Raw genomic sequence first — 17,876 nt, 5'->3', positions numbered from 1 at the left:
GCTTGCCCGGATAGCCTTCGGCGTACTTGTTGGTCAGCCCGCTGCCCTGGGCCTGCATGACGCGCTTGCTGGTGTAGTTCTCCGAGGCGATCAGCTCGAGGTGGTCTTCCTGGCGGGCCTCCTCGGCATCCATCGCCGCGAGCAGTTCGTCGTCATAGCCCTGGATCTGGTCGTGCTTGCTGAACATCGCTGGTCTCCCTGCGGCGCGGGACGCGCGCCAATGGCTGGTGCGGGGCCGAGTGGCCCCCTTGTCTGCGATGGTATGACTGGCCCTGCCGACTCAGATGCCTATGTACGCCACGGCTAGGTGCGTTTGCGACATGGCGCGAATGGCGCAAAAGCGACCGGGCGCGTGGAATTGCCCGCTGCGGCTGGTCAGAATGCGACATGCCCGCGTCAGGACGGCGCGACCTGCGGGATGAAGCGCTTCTTTCTACCTGTGTCGTTCTGCCCTGCTGCTGACCCAGGTGTCGGCCTGGGGCATGTCGCGGCTGTTCGATGGCGAGGCGACCGGCAGGCAGGACTGCAAACCCCCGCAATGAAGCTGCCGATAGGAACCGCCCGGACAAGGGACTAAACTGCGGCTCTCCGAAATGCGAGGACGCCATGAACCGTTCCCTGACCCTGCTTTCCGCCCTGCTGGTCGCCGCGACCCTGCAAGGCTGTGGTGATGACAGCAAACCCGCCAAGGCCCAGGCCCCCGAAGCCGCCAGCACCGCCGCTGCCGCGCCGGCCGGCGACAGCTGCACCGGCCATGCGCTGGAAAAGGCGCTGCCGCCGACCAAGGCCATCTACGGCTACCCCTACCTCTCCCGCGAGTGCGGCTACGACGACGCCACCATCGTCTACGGCAAGGTCGACGGCAGCCAGCACCTGGTCGTGACCCTGACCGACACCGGCATGCCGGCGCCGGGCGCCGACCAGCAGGGCGAAGCCGCCAAGCAGTACCTGGCCGCCCAGGCCAAGCTGCGCGACACCACCGCCAAGAACGTCTCGCTGCTCAACCAGACGCGCCAGGCCGCGCTGCAGAACGGCACCGCCGCGCAGTTCGGCGGCGAGCAGTACCTGCCGGTGATCGACAGCACCCGCATGGGCGACCCGCTGGCGATCAGCGTGCCGGCGCCGGACGACAAGACCGGCGAGGCGACCCTCACCGGCCTGATCAAGGGGCGCTACGTGCTCAACATGACCTCGCCGGACAAGCCCAACGGCGGCACCGCCCAGTCCCTGCGCGAACTGTTCGTGCCCATCTCCGAACAGATGGCACTGACCAAGCTGCCCTGATCCACCGCACGGCCTCTCTATACGGAGAGGCCTCGCGCCCCCCTCCGGCGGCGAGCGACTATCCGTTGCTACGCTGCTGTCAGACGTACAACGTTTTTCGAGGCCGCCCCATGACCGACAACACCCAACAGTTCGCCAGCGACAACTATTCCGGCATCTGCCCCGAAGCCTGGGCCGCCATGGCCGAGGCCAACCGCGGCCACGAGCGCGCCTACGGCGACGACCAGTGGACCGCCCGCGCTTCCGACTACTTCCGCGAGCTGTTCGAGACCGACTGCGAAGTGTTCTTCGCCTTCAACGGCACGGCGGCCAACTCCCTGGCACTGGCATCGCTGTGCCAGAGCTACCACAGCGTAATCTGCGCCGAGACCGCCCACGTCGAGACCGACGAGTGCGGCGCGCCGGAGTTCTTCTCCAACGGCTCCAAGCTGCTGCTGGCGCGCACCGACGCCGAGGGCAAGCTGACCTCCGAGGCGATCCGCGAGATCGCCCTCAAGCGCCAGGACATCCACTATCCCAAGGCCCGCGTGGTCACCATCACCCAGGCCACCGAGGTCGGCACCGTCTACCGCCCGGACGAGCTGCAGGCGCTCAGCGCCACCTGCCGCGAGCTGGGGCTGCACCTGCACATGGACGGCGCGCGTTTCTCCAACGCCTGCGCCTCGCTGGGCGCGACCCCGGCGGAGCTGACCTGGAAGTCCGGCGTCGAGGTGCTGTGCTTCGGCGGCACCAAGAACGGCATGGCGGTGGGCGAAGCCATCCTGTTCTTCAACCGCGAACTGGCCGAAGGCTTCGACTACCGCTGCAAGCAGGCCGGCCAACTGGCCTCGAAGATGCGCTTCCTCGCCGCGCCCTGGGTGGGCGTGCTGCAGGACGGCGCCTGGCTGCACTACGCCAGCCACGCCAACCAGTGCGCGCGCCTGCTGGCCGAACGGGTGGCGGACGTGCCCGGCGTCAGCCTGATGTTCCCGGTGGAGGCCAACGGGGTGTTCCTGCAAATGTCCGAGCCGGCGCTGGAAGCCCTGCGTCAGCTGGGCTGGCGCTTCTATACCTTCATCGGTGCCGGCGGCGCGCGGTTCATGTGCTCGTGGGATACCGAGATCGCCCGTGTCGAGGCGCTGGCCGCCGACATCCGTCGCGTGATGGGCGCCGCCTGAGTTGTCCCCAGGCGCTGGGGACGGTTGTTTGCGCAAGCTGTCGCCAACCTGTGGATGAATGCGCGCAGGCCACGGATGGCGCGGCCTGCGTCGGACTGATCACACCTTGATCAGGAAGGCTTTTCTGTAGGAGCGAGCTTGCTCGCGAACCGCACTCTGCCTGACTTCCCCGATGTGAAGCGAACCGACGGATGTTCGCGAGCAAGCTCGCTCCTACAGTTAGGCGCTGTCAGATGCGCACCGCCGTTCCGCTCACGCTGACCATCAGCATGCTGCCGTTCTGCCCCACCACCTCTTAATCCAGGTCGATGCCGACCACCGCGTTGGCGCCCAGCTCCTGCGCGCGCTCCTGCAACTCCTCGAAGGCAATCTCCCGCGCTCGCCCCAGCTCCTTCTCGTACGCACCGGAACGGCCGCCGATGATGTCGCGCAGGCCGGCGAACAGGTCGCGGAACACGTTGGCGCCGAGGATGGCCTCGCCAACCACGATGCCGCGGTATTCCTGGATGGTCTTGCCCTCGATGGTGGGTGTGGTGGTCAGGATCATGGGAATGGCTCCTCGTGTTGGGGAAATCCAGCATAGCCCCGCGTCCTCCCGAAGACCGCGTCGGCTGTGTTTCAGCATTTGCCGGAAATCTGGGGGCAGCCTTGTGATAAAGCTGTGGATAATCGCGTGGAGAATGACCGCCTCGTGGCGCTTTCATGAACCGCGAAGGCGGGTTGGTATTTTTCATGGAAGCCCCGTAATTCGCGGCCTTCAGCGCAACAGGGTGGGGTTGTGCAGATCTCCACAGCCGCTGTGGAGGCACGCTTGTCCAACCTGTGGAAAATCTGTTGGCGGCCGTCTGCGAGGCCGATGCCACGTGGCTTTGTGAAAGCTGGTTGTTTTTTGATCACGTTAACCTTTTCAGCCACTTGCAGGCCTGTGTATCGATTCCCGCGAAAATTCTGTGTACGAAGTTTCCACCGCTATCCCCGGTTTGTGTTGACCCTCTTGTGAGTCGCCTGTGGAAAACATCGCCGGCACCGCATGCTGCAAGAGCTGCGCGGTCTTGATCAAAGAACGAACAGCCATCGGCGCAACTGACTGATCCACAGGTACTTTTCCCCAGCGGCGGGGCCTGCGTGAAACTTTCCACAATGCCTGTGGGGCGAATCTCGCAGAAGGTGTGGACAACCTGTACCCAGATCGCTGGGGGCCTTGCCAGGCGTGGACTTGCTCCGTCAGGTCGTTTTTTGATCAATCGCTGGAAGTCCGATGGATTCTGGCTTCCGGCGATTTTCGCGGGATGTTTTCCACATTGGCTGTGCAGCGTTCTGCCGGGAAGGTGTGGACCGGTTGTGGATGGATCGCTGTAGCCGCCGTGGCTGCTGGGCTGCGCCGGGCTGATCAATTTTCGTCCATGGGCGCCGGAGGTGACTGCCTATAATCCATGGACTGCGAGGCAGGAACCCTGGGGGCGGGAGATCAGCATGTCCAGTTACTCGGTGGAACAGATCCGCACGGTCGCCCTGGTCGGCCATGGCGACAGCGGCAAGACGCTGCTCGCCGAAGCGCTGCTGCAGGGCAGCGGCGCGATCACCAGCATGGGCTCGCTGGAGCGCGGTGACACCGCCTGCGACTCCGACCCCATGGAGCGCGATTACCATCACTCGCTCTCCGCCGCCCTGGTGCATTTCGAGCACGAAGGCGCGCACGTCCGCCTCATCGACACCCCCGGCTATCCCGACTTCATCGGCCATGCGCTGCCCGCGCTGGCGGCGGTGGAGACGGCGCTGGTGGTGGTGAACGCGCAGAACGGCGTCGAGCTGACCACCCGGCGGATGATGGACTGGGCCGGCGAGCGCGGCCTGTGCCGGATGCTGGTGGTGAACAAGATCGATGCCGAGCGTGTCGACCTGCCGGGCTTGCTGGCGGATTTGCGCGAGGCGTTCGGCAAGGAAGTGCTGCCCCTGAACCTGCCCGCCGAGGGTGGCACGCGGGTTGTGGACTGCTTCTTCGAGCCCGACGGCGACGCCGATTTCTCCTCCGTGGCCGAGGCGCACCAGGCGCTGGTGGACCAGGTGGTGGAAGTCGACGAGGCGCTGATGGCGCATTACCTGGAGGAGGGCGAGGTGGCGCCCGAGGCCCTGCACGAACCCTTCGAGCGGGCGCTGCGCGAGGGTCACCTGATTCCGCTGTGCTTCGTCTCGGCGCGGACCGGTGCCGGGATTGCGGAACTGCTCAATGTGCTGGCGCGGCTGGCGCCCAATCCCGCCGAGGGCAACCCGCCGCTGTTCGTGCGTACCGACGACAGCGGCGACGTCGAGGACTTCCATTCTTCGCCGGACCCCAAGGGCCATGTCCTGGCCCATGTGTTCAAGGTGGTGATCGACCCCTTCGTCGGCCGCCTGGCGGTGTTCCGCGTGCACCAGGGCACGCTGCAGCGGGACATGCAGTTGTTCGCCGGTGATGGCCGCAAGGCGTTCAAGGTCGGCCACCTGCTGCGTCTGCAGGGCAAGAAGCATGAGGAGGTGCCGTACCTGATCCCTGGCGACTTCGGCGCCCTGAGCAAGGTCGACGAGCTGGAGTACGGCGTGGTGCTGCACGACTCCCACGACGAGGACCATATCCGCCTCAAGCCGCTGAATTTCCCCACGCCGATGCAGGGCCTGGCGATCGAGGCCAGCCGCCGGGGCGACGAGCAGCGCCTGGCGGAGATTCTCCAGCGTCTGCAGGCCGAGGACCCCTGCGTGCGCCTGGACTACAACGCCTCCACCCAGGAAACCGTGCTGCGCGGCATGGGCGAGCTGCACCTGCGCTACCTGCTCGAACGCATGGCCGGTCAGTACAAGGTTGACGTGCAGACCCGCGCACCCAGCGTGCCCTACCGGGAAACCGCCACGCGCATGGCGGAAGGGCACAGCCGGCACAAGAAGCAGACCGGCGGCGCCGGCCAGTTCGGCGAGGTGTTCCTGCGGGTGGAACCGTTGCCCCGTGGCGGCGGCTTCGAGTTCATCGATGCGGTGAAGGGCGGGGTGATTCCCGGCCAGTTCATTCCCTCGGTGGAGAAGGGCGTGCGCTCGGCGCTGGCGGCGGGACCGCTGGCAGGCTTCCCGGTGGCCGACGTCAGGGTCACCGTCTACGACGGCAAGAGCCACTCGGTGGATTCCAAGGACATCGCCTTCCAGGCCGCCGGGCGCAAGGCGATGTTCGATGCGTTGCGCAACGCCGGCGGGATCGTCCTGGAACCGGTGGTGAACATCGAGGTGACCGCGCCGGACGCGCGCCTGGGCGACATCACCGCCGACCTGACGGGACGGCGTGGCCAGGTGATGGGTACCGAGTCGCTCTCGGCCCATGTCGCGCTGGTCCGTGGCCAGGTGCCGTTGGCGGAGATGGAGGGCTACGCCAACCGGCTCAAGTCGATCACCGCCGGCCAGGGGCTCTACGACCTCTCGCCCAGCCACTACAGCGCGGTGCCGCAGGACGTGCAGCAGCGCCTGTCCAGTAGCTACAAGGCAGTACCGGAAGACGACTGAGCGAATGTGGATAATCGTCGCAGCCGGGGCGTGAAAACCGCCCCGGCTGCGCTGTCGCGCGCCCGTTCCGTTCGCATCCCGGCGGGGTATCGAAGTCAAGTGGCATGCGGGTTGCAGGCGGGATCGGTATGGCCAGCGGGGCCGGCCAGAGGTGTCTCCGGCCTTGCGCCGGGACACCTTCAGCCTGTGGATAACTCGGTGGGTAACGTGTGGGGCGGGTGGGGGTAGGCTGTGATCAGTATTCGATCACCACGTCGCCCTTGGGCACGCTGCAGCACGACAGGATGTAGCCTTCGGCCACGTCTTCGTCGGTGATGCCGCCGTTGTGCTCCATGTCCACTTCGCCGGAGCGCTTCATCACCTTGCAGGTGCCGCAGATGCCCATGCCGCAGGCCTTGGGAATGTGCAGGCCGAGCTTGGCAGCGGCGGCGTGGACGGTCTCGCCCGGCGCCACGCGGATGCTCTTGCCGGTTTCGCAGAAGTCCACCTGGTGCAGGTCGGCGGCCGGCACTTCCGCCGCCTCGGCGGCTTCGGCGGCGAGTTCCTTCACTTCCGCGCGGACTTCCGGCGGGGTCGGGCCGAAGGCTTCCTCGTGGTAGCGCGACATGTCGAAGCCCTCGGCTTCGAGCAGGCGCTTGACCGCGTGCATGTAGGGCGTCGGGCCGCAGCAGAAGATCTCGCGTTCGAGGAAGTCCGGGGCGATCAGGTGCAGCATCGCCTTGTTCAGGTAGCCGCGGTAACCGGCCCAGGTCTCGCCGATCTCGTACTTCTCGCAGATCAGGTGCAGCTTGAAGTTGTTGATCCGCGAGGCCATGTGGTCGAGCTCGCGGTGATAGATGATGTCCTTCGGCGTACGGGCGCTGTGCACGAAGATCATGTCGACGTTGCCGTTGGTGTCGAAGAACCAGCGCGCCATGGACATCACCGGGGTGATGCCGACGCCGCCGGACAGGTAGAGCACCTTGTCGGCCTGGAAGTCGATGGCGTTGAAGTTGCCCACCGGGCCGTGCACCGGCAGCACGTCGCCTTCCTTGAGGTTGTCGTGCAGCCAGTTGGAGACCTTGCCGCCCGGCACGCGCTTGATGGTGATGGAGAAGCTGTAGGGCACCGAGGGTGAGCTGGAGATGGTGTAGGAGCGCATGATCGGCACGCCGTCGATCTCCAGCTCCAGGGTGACGAACTGGCCGGGCTTGAAGAAGAACATCAGCGGCTGGTCGGCCGCGAAGCAGAAGGTGCGCACATCCCAGGTTTCCTGGATGGCCTTGACGCAGCGCACCAGGTGGCGGCCGTTGGCCCAGGTCTGGGTATTCACCGGATTGAGGAAGTTGTTCGTCGACATGCTGTCTCTCCGCGCACGCGGGCCGTCGTCGGCCTTGTAGGGGCAGCGCCGGGGCCGGTGCGCGTCGCCGGTGGGCGACTGCTGAAGCACGGGCCTTTCGGCATGCCTGATGGAGCCGATTGTGTACATGGGCCGTCGCGCCCATTTACCTGCCAGCGACATTTGCATGCTTATCGCGACCTGCCGCCTGGCGTGCGGGCCTGCGCGTCGGAAACGGATGCGGTCGTGTCGCCCATGGATAAGGGTCATTCCGGGGCGCGGCCCCACACTCAGCCTCAGCCGAGCAACCCTTCACGGTTGTATGAGGACGATGGGCCAAGGCGCTCTCGGCGCGCCTGACACCTGTCGCCACTGCCCTGCGTGGCACACCGTATCAGCCACTTAATTTCCGCCGGCAGCCCAGGGCTGCGGCATGAGGACTTACCGATGGACGTCACCACCAAGCTGAGTCTGGGCGATCCGCTGGAACCGGCCCGCAAGGCCACCGTCGAGATGCTGCAGACCCGCGACCACAGCTTCTCGCTGCCGCAGCCCTTCTATAACGACGAGCGCCTGTTCCAGATCGACATGCAGGAGATCTTCCACAAGGAGTGGCTGATCGCCGGCATGACCTGCGAGATCCCGGCCAAGGGCAATTTCTTGACCCTGCAGATCGGCGACAACCCGATCATCGTGCTGCGCGGCGCCGAAGGTAAGATCCATGCCTTCCACAACGTCTGCCGCCACCGTGGTTCGCGCCTGTGCGTCAGCGACAAGGGCAAGGTCGCCAAGCTGGTCTGCCCGTACCACCAGTGGACCTACGAGCTGGACGGCCGCCTGCTGTTCGCCGGCACCGAGATGGGCGCCGACTTCGACATGAAGGACTACAGCCTGAAACCGGTGAACGTGAAGACCGCCGGTGGCTACATCTTCATCTCCCTGGCCGAGAACCCGCCGGCCATCGACGACTTCCTGCGTACGCTCGAGCACTACATGGAGCCGTACGACATGGAGAACGCCAAGGTCGCCGTGCAGACCACCCTTCGCGAGAAGGCCAACTGGAAGCTGGTGATCGAGAACAACCGCGAGTGCTACCACTGCAACGGTTCGCACCCGGAGCTGCTGAAAACCCTGCTGGAGTGGGACGACGTCACCGACCCGCGCGCCAGCCAGGCGTTCAAGGATCAGGTCGCCGCCTGCACCAAGGCCTGGGACGAGGAGAAGATTCCGTACGCCCACGCCAGCTTCGGCCTGCGCAACCGCATCGTGCGCATGCCGCTGCTCGACGGCACCGTGTCCATGACCATGGACGGCAAGCCGGGCAGCAAGAAACTGATGGGTCGCATCAAGAACCCGGACCTGGGCTCCATGCGCATCCTGCACCTGCCGCATGCCTGGAACCACTGCATGGGCGACCACATGATCGTCTTCACCGTGTGGCCGATCAGCGCGCAGGAATCGGTGGTCACCACCAAGTGGCTGGTGCACAAGGACGCGGTGGAAGGCGAGGACTACGACGTGGCGCGCCTGCGCGAAGTCTGGGACGCCACCAACGACCAGGACCGCCGCCTGGCCGAAGAGAACCAGCGTGGCATCAACTCCACCGCCTACCAGCCGGGCCCGTACTCCAAGACCTACGAGTTCGGCGTGATCAACTTCCTCGACTGGTACAGCGAGCGCATGCTCAACAACCTGGGCGAGGAGTCCGCTCACGCTCGCCTGGTCGCTGGCGAGTAACCGCACCAACCGGCGCCCCCTTGCGGGGCGCCGTCGTTTTCGGAGGATTCCACGTGGACGCCATGCTCTTCTATAGCAGCTCCGCCTTCGTCACCGGCCTGGTGGCGTGGAATATCTTTGCCTGCTGGCGCAAGCGCTGAATAAAGCGCTCCGTTCCACTCCCTGATAGCCGGCTGGCGGGCTTCTGGTAGGAGCGAGCTTGCTCGCGAACCGTCCTGCGCTCCGGGCTTGGCATCGCCGCATCTCCCTATCCCTTTCCTTTCGGAGAGAGGCACTCTCAATACCCCCTCCGTATTCCGTGCCGAAGCTCGTTCGCGAGCAAGCTCGCTCCTGCAAGGAGTGTCCGGCCTCCCCGTGAATCCTCGCCTCCAGCCCCAACCTTTCCCTATACGACGCAAACGCTGTCGCCCATGTCGCCAGGTTGACGCTTTCGGTACGACCCTGGTCGTTTTCGAACCGGGTCCCCTCCGGTGCCAGGGATATCCTGCCTCAAAGCGTCGGCACAAGTCCCGGCGTACCAAGCCTGACAAGCCTTGCCTGACTAGAGAGACACCAAGATGAGCCCAGCCGAAATTCACGCCGACAGCATCGTCATCGATGGCCTGATCATCGCCAAGTGGAACCGCGAGCTGTTCGAAGACATGCGCAAGGGCGGCCTGACCGCTGCCAACTGCACCGTCTCGGTGTGGGAAGGCTTCCAGGCCACGGTGAACAACATCGCCGCGAGCAACAAGCTGATCCGCGAGAACAGCGACCTGGTGATCCCGGTGCGCACCACCGCCGACATCCGCAAGGCCAAGGAACAGGGCAAGACCGGCATCCTCTTCGGCTTCCAGAACGCCCATGCGTTCGAGGACCAGATCGGCTACGTCGAGGTGTTCAAGCAGCTGGGCGTGGGCATCGTGCAGATGTGCTACAACACCCAGAACCTGGTCGGTACCGGCTGCTACGAGCGCGACGGCGGCCTCTCCGGCTTCGGTCGCGAGATCGTCGCGGAGATGAACCGCGTCGGCATCATGTGCGACCTGTCCCACGTCGGTTCCAAGACCTCCGAGGAAGTCATCCTCGAATCCAAGAAGCCGGTCTGCTACTCCCACTGCCTGCCGTCGGGCCTCAAAGAGCACCCGCGCAACAAGTCCGACGAGGAACTGAAGTTCATCGCCGACCACGGCGGCTTCGTCGGCGTGACCATGTTCGCGCCCTTCCTCGCCAAGGGCATCGACTCGACCATCGACGACTACGCCGAGGCCATCGAGTACGTGATGAACATCGTCGGCGAAGACGCCATCGGCATCGGCACCGACTTCACCCAGGGCCACGGCCAGGACTTCTTCGAGTGGCTGACCCACGACAAGGGTTACGCCCGCCGCCTGACCAGCTTCGGCAAGATCGTCAACCCGCTGGGCATCCGCACCGTGGGCGAGTTCCCCAACCTCACCGAGACCCTGCTCAAGCGCGGCATGCCTGAGCGCGTGGTGCGCAAGGTCATGGGCGAGAACTGGGTTCGTATTCTCGCCGACGTCTGGGGCGAGTAAGTCGCTTTCCCCCTCTCCCTTTGGGAGAGGGCCGGGGTGAGGGCTGCTGCGCTCACCCGTCATACCCCTCACCCCAACCCTCTCCCCAAGGGAGAGGGAGCCAAAAGAATCGGAGCTCTACCACCATGGCCAAACACGCCCCCGAACTGCCCATCGAAGTCGACAGCGAAACCGGCGTCTGGACTACCGACGCCCTGCCGATGCTCTATGTGCCGCGTCACTTCTTCGTCAACAACCACATGGGCATCGAGGAAGAGCTGGGCGCCGAGCGCTATGCCGAAATCCTCTACAAGGCCGGCTACAAGTCCGCCTGGCACTGGTGCGAGAAGGAAGCCGAGTGCCATGGCCTGGAAGGCGTCGCCGTCTTCGAGCACTACATGAAGCGCCTGTCCCAGCGCGGCTGGGGCCTGTTCCAGATCGAGAGCATCGACCTGGACAAGGGCACTGCCGAGGTTCGCCTGAAGCACTCCGCCTTCGTCTACGTGTACGGCAAGGTCAATCGCAAGGTCGACTACATGTTCACCGGCTGGTTCGCCGGTGCCATGGACCAGATCCTCCAGGCGCGCGGCAGCAAGCTCCGCACCGTCGCCGAGCAGGTCTACAGCGGCTCCGAGGAAGGTCATGACGACGGTCTGTTCGTCGTCAAGCCGCTCTGATCCCGCCCGCTGACAAGAACCGGCCGAAGCGGCCCGAACGGGCCGCCACCACAACAAGAAACCTCTGATTCCGTGAGGATGCCGCAATGGCTTTCGAGGCAATGTTCCAGCCGATCCAGATCGGCAAGCTGACCATCCGCAACCGCGTACTCTCCACCGCCCACGCCGAGGTCTACGCCACCGACGGCGGGATGACCACCGAGCGCTACGTGAAGTACTACGAGGAGAAGGCCAAGGGCGGCATCGGCCTGGCCATCTGCGGCGGTTCCTCCGTGGTTGCCATCGACAGCCCGCAGGAGTGGTGGAGCTCGGTGAACCTGTCCACCGACCGCATCATCCCGCACTTCCAGAACCTGGCCGACGCCATGCACAAGCATGGGGCCAAGATCATGATCCAGATTACCCACATGGGCCGCCGCTCGCGCTGGGACGGCTTCAACTGGCCGACCCTGATGTCGCCGTCGGGCATCCGTGAGCCCGTGCACCGCGCCACCTGCAAGACCATCGAGCCGGAAGAGATCTGGCGCGTGATCGGCAACTACGCCCAGGCGGCACGCCGGGCGAAGGAAGGCGGCCTGGACGGCGTCGAGCTGTCCGCCGTGCACCAGCACATGATCGACCAGTTCTGGAGCCCGCGCGTCAACAAGCGTACCGACGAGTGGGGCGGCACCTTCGAAGGCCGCATGAAGTTCGGCCTGGAAGTGCTCAAGGCCGTGCGCAAGGAAGTCGGCGACGACTTCTGCGTCGGCATGCGTATCTGCGGCGACGAGTTCCACCCGGACGGTCTGACCCATGACGACATGAAGCAGATCGCCAAGTACTACAGCGACACCGGCATGATCGACTTCATCGGCGTGGTCGGCTCGGGTTGCGACACCCACAACACCCTGGCCAACGTCATTCCGAACATGACCTACCCGCCGGAGCCCTTCCTGCACCTGGCGGCCGGCATCAAGGAAGTGGTCAACGTACCGGTGCTGCACGCGCAGAACATCAAGGACCCGAACCAGGCCACCCGCATCCTCGAAGGCGGCTACGTGGACATGGTCGGCATGACCCGCGCGCACATCGCCGACCCGCACCTGATCGCCAAGATCAAGATGGGCCAGGTCGACCAGATCAAGCAGTGCGTCGGCGCCAACTACTGCATCGACCGCCAGTACCAGGGCCTGGACGTGCTCTGCATCCAGAACGCCGCGACTTCCCGTGAATACATGGGCGTACCGCACATCATCGAGAAGACCACCGGCGTGAAGCGCAAGGTCGTCGTCGTCGGTGGTGGCCCGGCCGGCATGGAAGCGGCGCGCGTCGCCGCCGAACGTGGCCACGACGTGACCCTGTTCGAGAAGAAGGACCAACTGGGCGGACAGATCACCACCGCCTCGAAAGCCCCGCAGCGCGACCAGATCGCCGGTATCACCCGCTGGTACCAGCTGGAGCTGGCACGCCTGAACGTCGACCTGCGCCTGGGCACCGGCGCGGACGCCGACACCATCCTGGACCTGCGCCCCGACGTGGTGGTGCTGGCCAACGGCGGCCATCCGTTCCTGGAACAGAACGAGCACTGGGGCGCCGCCGAAGGGCTGGTGGTCAGCAGCTGGGACATCCTCGACGGCAAGGTCGCGCCGGGCAAGAACGTGCTGGTCTACGACACCATCTGCGAGTTCAGCGGCATGTCGGTCGCCGACTTCCTCGCCGACAAGGGCGCCCAGGTCGAGATCGTCACCGACGACATCAAGCCGGGCGTGGCCATCGGCGGCACCACCTTCCCGACCTACTACCGCAGCATGTACCCCAAGGAAGTGATCATGACCGGGGACCTGATGCTGGAGAAGGTCTACCGCGAGGGCGACAAGCTGGTGGCGGTGCTGGAAAACGAATACACCGGCGCCAAAGAAGAGCGGGTGGTCGACCAGATCGTCGTGGAGAACGGCGTGCGCCCGGACGAGAGCCTGTACTACGCGCTCAAGCAGGGCTCGCGCAACAAGGGCCAGATCGACGTCGAGGCGCTGTTCGCGATCAAGCCGCAGCCGTGCCTGTCCGAACCGGGTGACGGCTACCTGCTGTTCCGCATCGGCGACTGCGTGGCCCAGCGCAACACCCACGCCGCGATCTATGACGCACTGCGTCTGTGCAAGGACTTCTAAGACACGCCTCGTGATGTCCGGCTGGCACGGACGGCTCCCTCTCCCGCTGGCGGGAGAGGGCGGGGGGTGAGGGTGGAGCGGGCGGCGCCGAGGCGTGGCCGGTGACACTCTCATCCACTCCCCGAGGGGGCTCGTCCGTTGCCGCTTGAGGTCCCGTAGGGAGACCAGAAATGCTCAACATCATCCTCCCCATCCTGCTCTTCAGCGCCCTCGGCCTTGCCGTGCTGGGCGCCGTGAAGCGCTTCGCGATGTGGCGCCGTGGCCGGCCCGCCCAGGTCGACTGGATCGGCGGCCTGCTGAAAATGCCGCGCCGCTACCTGGTGGACCTGCACCATGTGGTCGAGCGCGACAAGTACATGTCCAAGACCCACGTGGCCACCGCTGGCGGCTTCGTCGCCGCCGCGCTGCTGGCCATCCTGGTGCACGGCTTCGGCCTGCACAGCCGCATCCTTGGCTTCGCCCTGCTGGCCGCCACCGCGCTGATGTTCTGTGGCGCGCTGTTCGTCGCCAAGCGCCGCCTCGACCCGCCGTCGCGCCTGTCGAAAGGCCCGTGGATGCGCCTGCCGAAAAGCCTGCTGATGTTCTCGGCGAGCTTCTTCATCGCCACCCTGCCGGTGGCCGGCATCCTGCCGGAAGGCTTCGGCGGCTGGTTCCTCGCTGCCATCCTCGCCGTCGGCGTGGCCTGGGGCGTGTCCGAGCTGTTCTTCGGCATGACCTGGGGCGGCCCGATGAAGCACGCCTTCGCCGGCGCCCTGCACCTGGCCTGGCACCGCCGCGCCGAGCGCTTCGGTGGCGGTCGTTCCACCGGCCTGAAGCCGCTGGACCTGGCCGACCCCATGGCGCCGCTGGGCGTGGAAAAGCCCACCGACTTCACCTGGAACCAGCTGCTCGGCTTCGACGCCTGCGTGCAGTGCGGCAAGTGCGAGGCCATGTGCCCGGCCTTCGCCGCCGGCCAGCCGCTGAACCCGAAGAAGCTGATCCAGGACATGGTCATCGGCCTGGCCGGTGGTAACGACGCCAACTTCGCCGGCAGCCCGTATCCGGGCAAACCGCTGGGCGAGCACAGTGGCGGCCCGCACCAGCCGATCGTCGCGCTGGACGGCAAGGCCCTGGTGGACGCCGAGACCCTGTGGTCCTGCACCACCTGCCGTGCCTGCGTCGAGGAGTGCCCGATGATGATCGAGCACGTCGACGCCATCGTCGACATGCGCCGCCATCTCACCCTGGAAAAGGGCGCGACCCCGAACAAGGGCGCCGAGGTGCTGGAAAACCTGATCGCCACCGACAACCCTGGCGGCTTCGCTCCCGGCGGTCGCCTGAACTGGGCGGCGGACCTGAACCTGCCGCTGATGAGCGACAAGCAGCAGGCCGACGTGCTGTTCTGGGTCGGCGACGGTGCCTTCGACATGCGCAACCAGCGCACTCTGCGGTCCTTCGTGAAGATCCTGAAAGCCGCCAACGTCGACTTCGCCGTGCTCGGCCTGGAAGAACGCGACAGCGGTGACGTGGCTCGCCGCCTGGGCGACGAGGCCACCTTCCAGACCCTGGCCAAGCGCAACATCGCTACGCTGTCCAAGTACCGCTTCAAGCGCATCGTCAGCTGCGACCCGCACAGCTTCCACGTGCTGAAGAACGAGTACGGCGCCCTTGGCGGCAACTACCAGGTACTGCACCACACCACCTTCATCGACGAACTGGTGCAGAAGGGCGCGCTGAACCTCGGCCAAAGCAAGGCCGACAGCGTGACCTACCACGACCCGTGCTACCTCGGCCGCTACAACGGCGAGTACGAAGCGCCGCGCAACGTGCTCAAGGCCATCGGCATCGAGGTCAAGGAAATGGAACGCTCCGGCTTCCGCTCGCGCTGCTGCGGCGGTGGCGGCGGCGCGCCGATCACCGACATCCCCGGCAAGCAGCGGATTCCCGACATGCGCATGGTCGACATCAAGCAGACCGGCGCCGAGCTGGTGGCCGTGGGCTGCCCGCAGTGCACCGCGATGCTCGAAGGTGTGGTCGCCCCGCGTCCGGAGATCAAGGACATTGCCGAACTGGTCGCCGAGGTCCTCATCGAGGCCACCGAGGTGGCGGCAAAAAAGCCGTCGCTGGCCAAGCGTGACGAAATGGCGGAGGTGCATTGATGGATACCCGCCCCTGCGGAATTGAACCTGTAGGAGCGAGCTTGCTCGCGAACCGCCCAAACTTCGATGCTGATCCGTTCGCGAGCGAGCTCGCTCCTACGAAAAGCACCTTCGCGCTGGAGGTCCAGTCATGAGCGACATCATCCGCCGCGATCCCCGCGCCGAGTGGATCGCCCGCAACCGTCTGCATCCGCTGCACGCGGCCATGCAGTCCGCCCAGGGCGGCGAGACCCGCTGGATGGGCCCCAACGGGGTGATTCGCAAGAATCCCCACGCGGTCGGCTTCATCGGCCCCAACGGCATCAAGCGCATCGACCGCTCCGGTGGCCAGCAGGGCACCGGCGGCAAGCGCAGCAGCGCGCCGGAAGTGGTGCAGCTGCCGCTGGTGACGATCGAGCAACCGGCCTTCCTGATTGCCGTGGTGCCGGACATGGTCGGCGGCCGCCTTTCCAGCCACGACCGCGACCTGCTGGGCCTGGCCCGCAAGCTCGCCGGCAGCGACGGCGCGGTGCTGGTCGTGGTCTTCGGCGAACACAAGGAAACCGCCTTCGATACCGCCGGCGTCGACCGCCTGCTGCAGATCGAAGGCAACGAATACGACGGCTACGCCCCGGAACAACGGGTGCTGGCGCTGCGCTCGGCGAACAGCCAGTTTGCGCCGCGTCACTGGCTGCTGCCCGACAGCCGCACCGGTGGCGGCGAACTCGGTCGGCGCCTGGCGGCAAGCCTGGGCGAGCGCCCGGCGACCCGCGTCTGGCAGGCTGAAGGCGAGCGCTGCGTCGGCCGCGCCGGCGCCGGCCAGCAGGACCTGCACCGCGACCTGCCGCGTCTGATCCTGGCCGCCGCCGAGTGCGCCGAGCCGGTCAGCGAGACCCGTCACGAAGCCCGCGCCGTCGAGCTGGACAACAACGTCGCGCGCAATCTGCCGCGTATCGAGGACCTCGGCCCGGTGGCCGTGGACCCGGCGCAGATTCCCATGGCCGAGGCGGAGTTCATTCTCTCCGGTGGCAACGGCATCAAGGACTGGGACCTGTTCCATGCCGCCGCCGTGGCCCTCGGCGCCACCGAAGGCGCGTCCCGCGTGGCGGTGGACGACGGCCACATGCCGCGTGCGCGCCAGGTCGGCGCCACCGGTACCTGGGTTACCGCGCGGGTCTACCTCGCGGTGGGCATCTCCGGGGCGATCCAGCACCTGCAGGGCATCGGCTCCTGCGACAAGGTGGTGGCGATCAACATGGACCCGGGCTGCGACATGATCAAACGCGCCGACCTATCGGTGATCGGCGATTCCACCGCGATCCTCAAGGCGCTGATCGCGCTGGCCGAGGCCCATCGCAACGGAGCGGCGCGTGATGCGGCTTAAAGGTCTCTGGTGCGCGGGGCTGCATCTGTTTGGCCGCCACACCGCGCGATCGGCTGGGCTTCTCCCTCTCCCCATGGGAGAGGGCCGGGGTGAGGGTGCTCTCGCCCTGGACCATCTTCCCGTGAGTGACGCGCTGCGCCACTCGCTCTTCGAGGTTGCGTTATGAACGACCTGAACATCGTCACCCTGGTCTCCATCGGAGCGCACCCGGCCTCGGGCCGCGCGCGTCGTGCCGAGCAGGACGCCCGCGCGGTGGAGCTCGGCCTGCGCCTGGCCGGCAAGCGCCTGCGCGTGGTGCACGCCGGCAATGCCGAGGAAGAAGCGCTGCGCGGCTACCTGGGCATGGGCCTGGACGAGCTGGCGGTGCTGGAACAACCCGCCGGCGCCGACGCCCTGCCGCCGCTGGCCGCCTACCTGGCCGACAGCGACGCGCAACTGGTACTCACCGGCACCCAGGCGGAAACCGGCGAAGGCTCCGGCATGCTGCCCTTCCTGCTCGCCGAGCGCCTCGGCTGGCCGCTGGTGGTGGGCCTCGCGGAAGTGGAAAAGGTGGAGAACGGCAGCGCCCAGGTACTCCAGGCACTACCCCGTGGCCAGCGTCGCCGGCTTAAAGTGCGCCTGCCCTTCGTCGCCAGCGTCGACAACGCCGCCCCGGTCGCCCGGCAAAGCGCCTTCGGCCCGGCCCGTCGTGGCTATCTGGAAGCGTCCGAGGTGGAAGTGGTGGTCGATCCGCTGCTCGCCGAGGGCAACCTGCAACCGGCGCGCTCGCGTCCCAAGCGTCTGAAGGTGATCAAGGCCAAGACCGGTGCCGAGCGGATGAAGGCGGCCACGGCCAAGGCTTCCGGCGGCACCGGGCAGGTGCTCAAGGACGTCACCCCCGAAGCGGGCGCCGAGGCGATCTTCAAGCTGTTGCGCGAAGAGGGCGTGATCCGCGTGTAATTCGGCCTCCCCTGTAGGAGCGCCCCATGGGCGCGAATCGCGGGCATGGCCCGCTCCTACAGGTTGCTGCCCCTCCGCCC

Annotated in this window: 11 protein-coding genes and 2 pseudogenes; 10 read left to right on the top strand and 3 right to left on the bottom strand. The window is 66.2% G+C overall.

The window, feature by feature from the left end; genetic code table 11:
- Nucleotides 1-187, bottom strand: a pseudogene (gene glyA, locus J5M67_RS25380) (serine hydroxymethyltransferase); the annotation flags it as partial.
- Nucleotides 188-606: 419 nt separating this feature from the next.
- On the opposite strand from glyA, the gene J5M67_RS25375 reads away from it, so the two are divergent.
- Entirely contained in the window at nucleotides 607-1,284 is a 678-nt protein-coding gene (locus J5M67_RS25375) for a hypothetical protein (RefSeq protein WP_207888188.1), read from the top strand.
- Between the two features lie 110 nt (nucleotides 1,285-1,394).
- On the top strand, nucleotides 1,395-2,441 hold the full coding sequence (locus tag J5M67_RS25370) for a low specificity L-threonine aldolase (RefSeq protein WP_207888187.1): 1,047 nt from the start codon (nucleotides 1,395-1,397) through the stop codon (nucleotides 2,439-2,441).
- A gap of 229 nt (nucleotides 2,442-2,670) precedes the next feature.
- On the opposite strand, the pseudogene J5M67_RS25365 reads toward J5M67_RS25370, so the two are convergent.
- Nucleotides 2,671-2,988, bottom strand: a pseudogene (locus tag J5M67_RS25365) (heavy metal-binding domain-containing protein).
- Nucleotides 2,989-3,914: 926 nt separating this feature from the next.
- On the opposite strand from J5M67_RS25365, the gene fusA reads away from it, so the two are divergent.
- Nucleotides 3,915-5,963 carry an elongation factor G gene (gene fusA / locus J5M67_RS25360; RefSeq protein WP_207888186.1) on the top strand — a complete coding sequence of 683 codons (2,049 nt, stop codon included), beginning with the start codon at nucleotides 3,915-3,917 and terminating at the stop codon, nucleotides 5,961-5,963.
- Nucleotides 5,964-6,198: 235 nt separating this feature from the next.
- Here fusA and gbcB read toward each other — a convergent pair whose 3' ends face one another.
- Entirely contained in the window at nucleotides 6,199-7,302 is a 1,104-nt protein-coding gene (gene gbcB / locus J5M67_RS25355; protein ID WP_207888185.1) for a glycine-betaine demethylase subunit GbcB, read from the bottom strand.
- Nucleotides 7,303-7,728: 426 nt separating this feature from the next.
- Between gbcB and gbcA the strand changes: the two genes are divergently transcribed.
- The 7 genes from gbcA to J5M67_RS25320 all read left to right on the top strand — a co-directional run bounded on the left by gbcA (nucleotide 7,729) and on the right by J5M67_RS25320 (nucleotide 17,796).
- Nucleotides 7,729-9,018: a glycine-betaine demethylase subunit GbcA gene (gbcA, locus tag J5M67_RS25350; RefSeq protein ID WP_207888184.1), complete on the top strand. Its 1,290-nt coding sequence runs from the start codon at nucleotides 7,729-7,731 to the stop codon at nucleotides 9,016-9,018.
- Nucleotides 9,019-9,575: 557 nt separating this feature from the next.
- Nucleotides 9,576-10,553: a dipeptidase gene (locus tag J5M67_RS25345; RefSeq protein WP_207888183.1), complete on the top strand. Its 978-nt coding sequence runs from the start codon at nucleotides 9,576-9,578 to the stop codon at nucleotides 10,551-10,553.
- A 125-nt stretch (nucleotides 10,554-10,678) separates the two neighbouring features.
- Nucleotides 10,679-11,209, top strand: a complete 531-nt coding sequence (locus J5M67_RS25340; RefSeq protein WP_207888182.1) for a DUF5943 domain-containing protein — start codon at nucleotides 10,679-10,681, stop codon at nucleotides 11,207-11,209.
- 86 nt (nucleotides 11,210-11,295) lie between these two features.
- Entirely contained in the window at nucleotides 11,296-13,356 is a 2,061-nt protein-coding gene (gene dgcA / locus J5M67_RS25335) for a dimethylglycine demethylation protein DgcA (RefSeq protein WP_207888181.1), read from the top strand.
- A 170-nt stretch (nucleotides 13,357-13,526) separates the two neighbouring features.
- Complete coding sequence (gene dgcB / locus J5M67_RS25330; protein ID WP_207888180.1) at nucleotides 13,527-15,494, top strand: dimethylglycine demethylation protein DgcB; 1,968 nt, start codon at nucleotides 13,527-13,529, stop codon at nucleotides 15,492-15,494.
- A gap of 130 nt (nucleotides 15,495-15,624) precedes the next feature.
- Nucleotides 15,625-16,857 carry an electron transfer flavoprotein subunit alpha/FixB family protein gene (locus J5M67_RS25325; protein WP_207888179.1) on the top strand — a complete coding sequence of 411 codons (1,233 nt, stop codon included), beginning with the start codon at nucleotides 15,625-15,627 and terminating at the stop codon, nucleotides 16,855-16,857.
- 162 nt (nucleotides 16,858-17,019) lie between these two features.
- On the top strand, nucleotides 17,020-17,796 hold the full coding sequence (locus J5M67_RS25320) for an electron transfer flavoprotein subunit beta (protein WP_207888178.1): 777 nt from the start codon (nucleotides 17,020-17,022) through the stop codon (nucleotides 17,794-17,796).
- Nucleotides 17,797-17,876 lie beyond the last annotated feature (80 nt).

It is taken from the genome of Pseudomonas sp. 30_B, from assembly GCF_017491605.1.
Lineage (GTDB): Bacteria > Pseudomonadota > Gammaproteobacteria > Pseudomonadales > Pseudomonadaceae > Pseudomonas.
The sequence above is the reverse complement of the archived record's forward strand: the minus strand, read 5'-3'. Positions and strand labels throughout refer to the sequence as shown.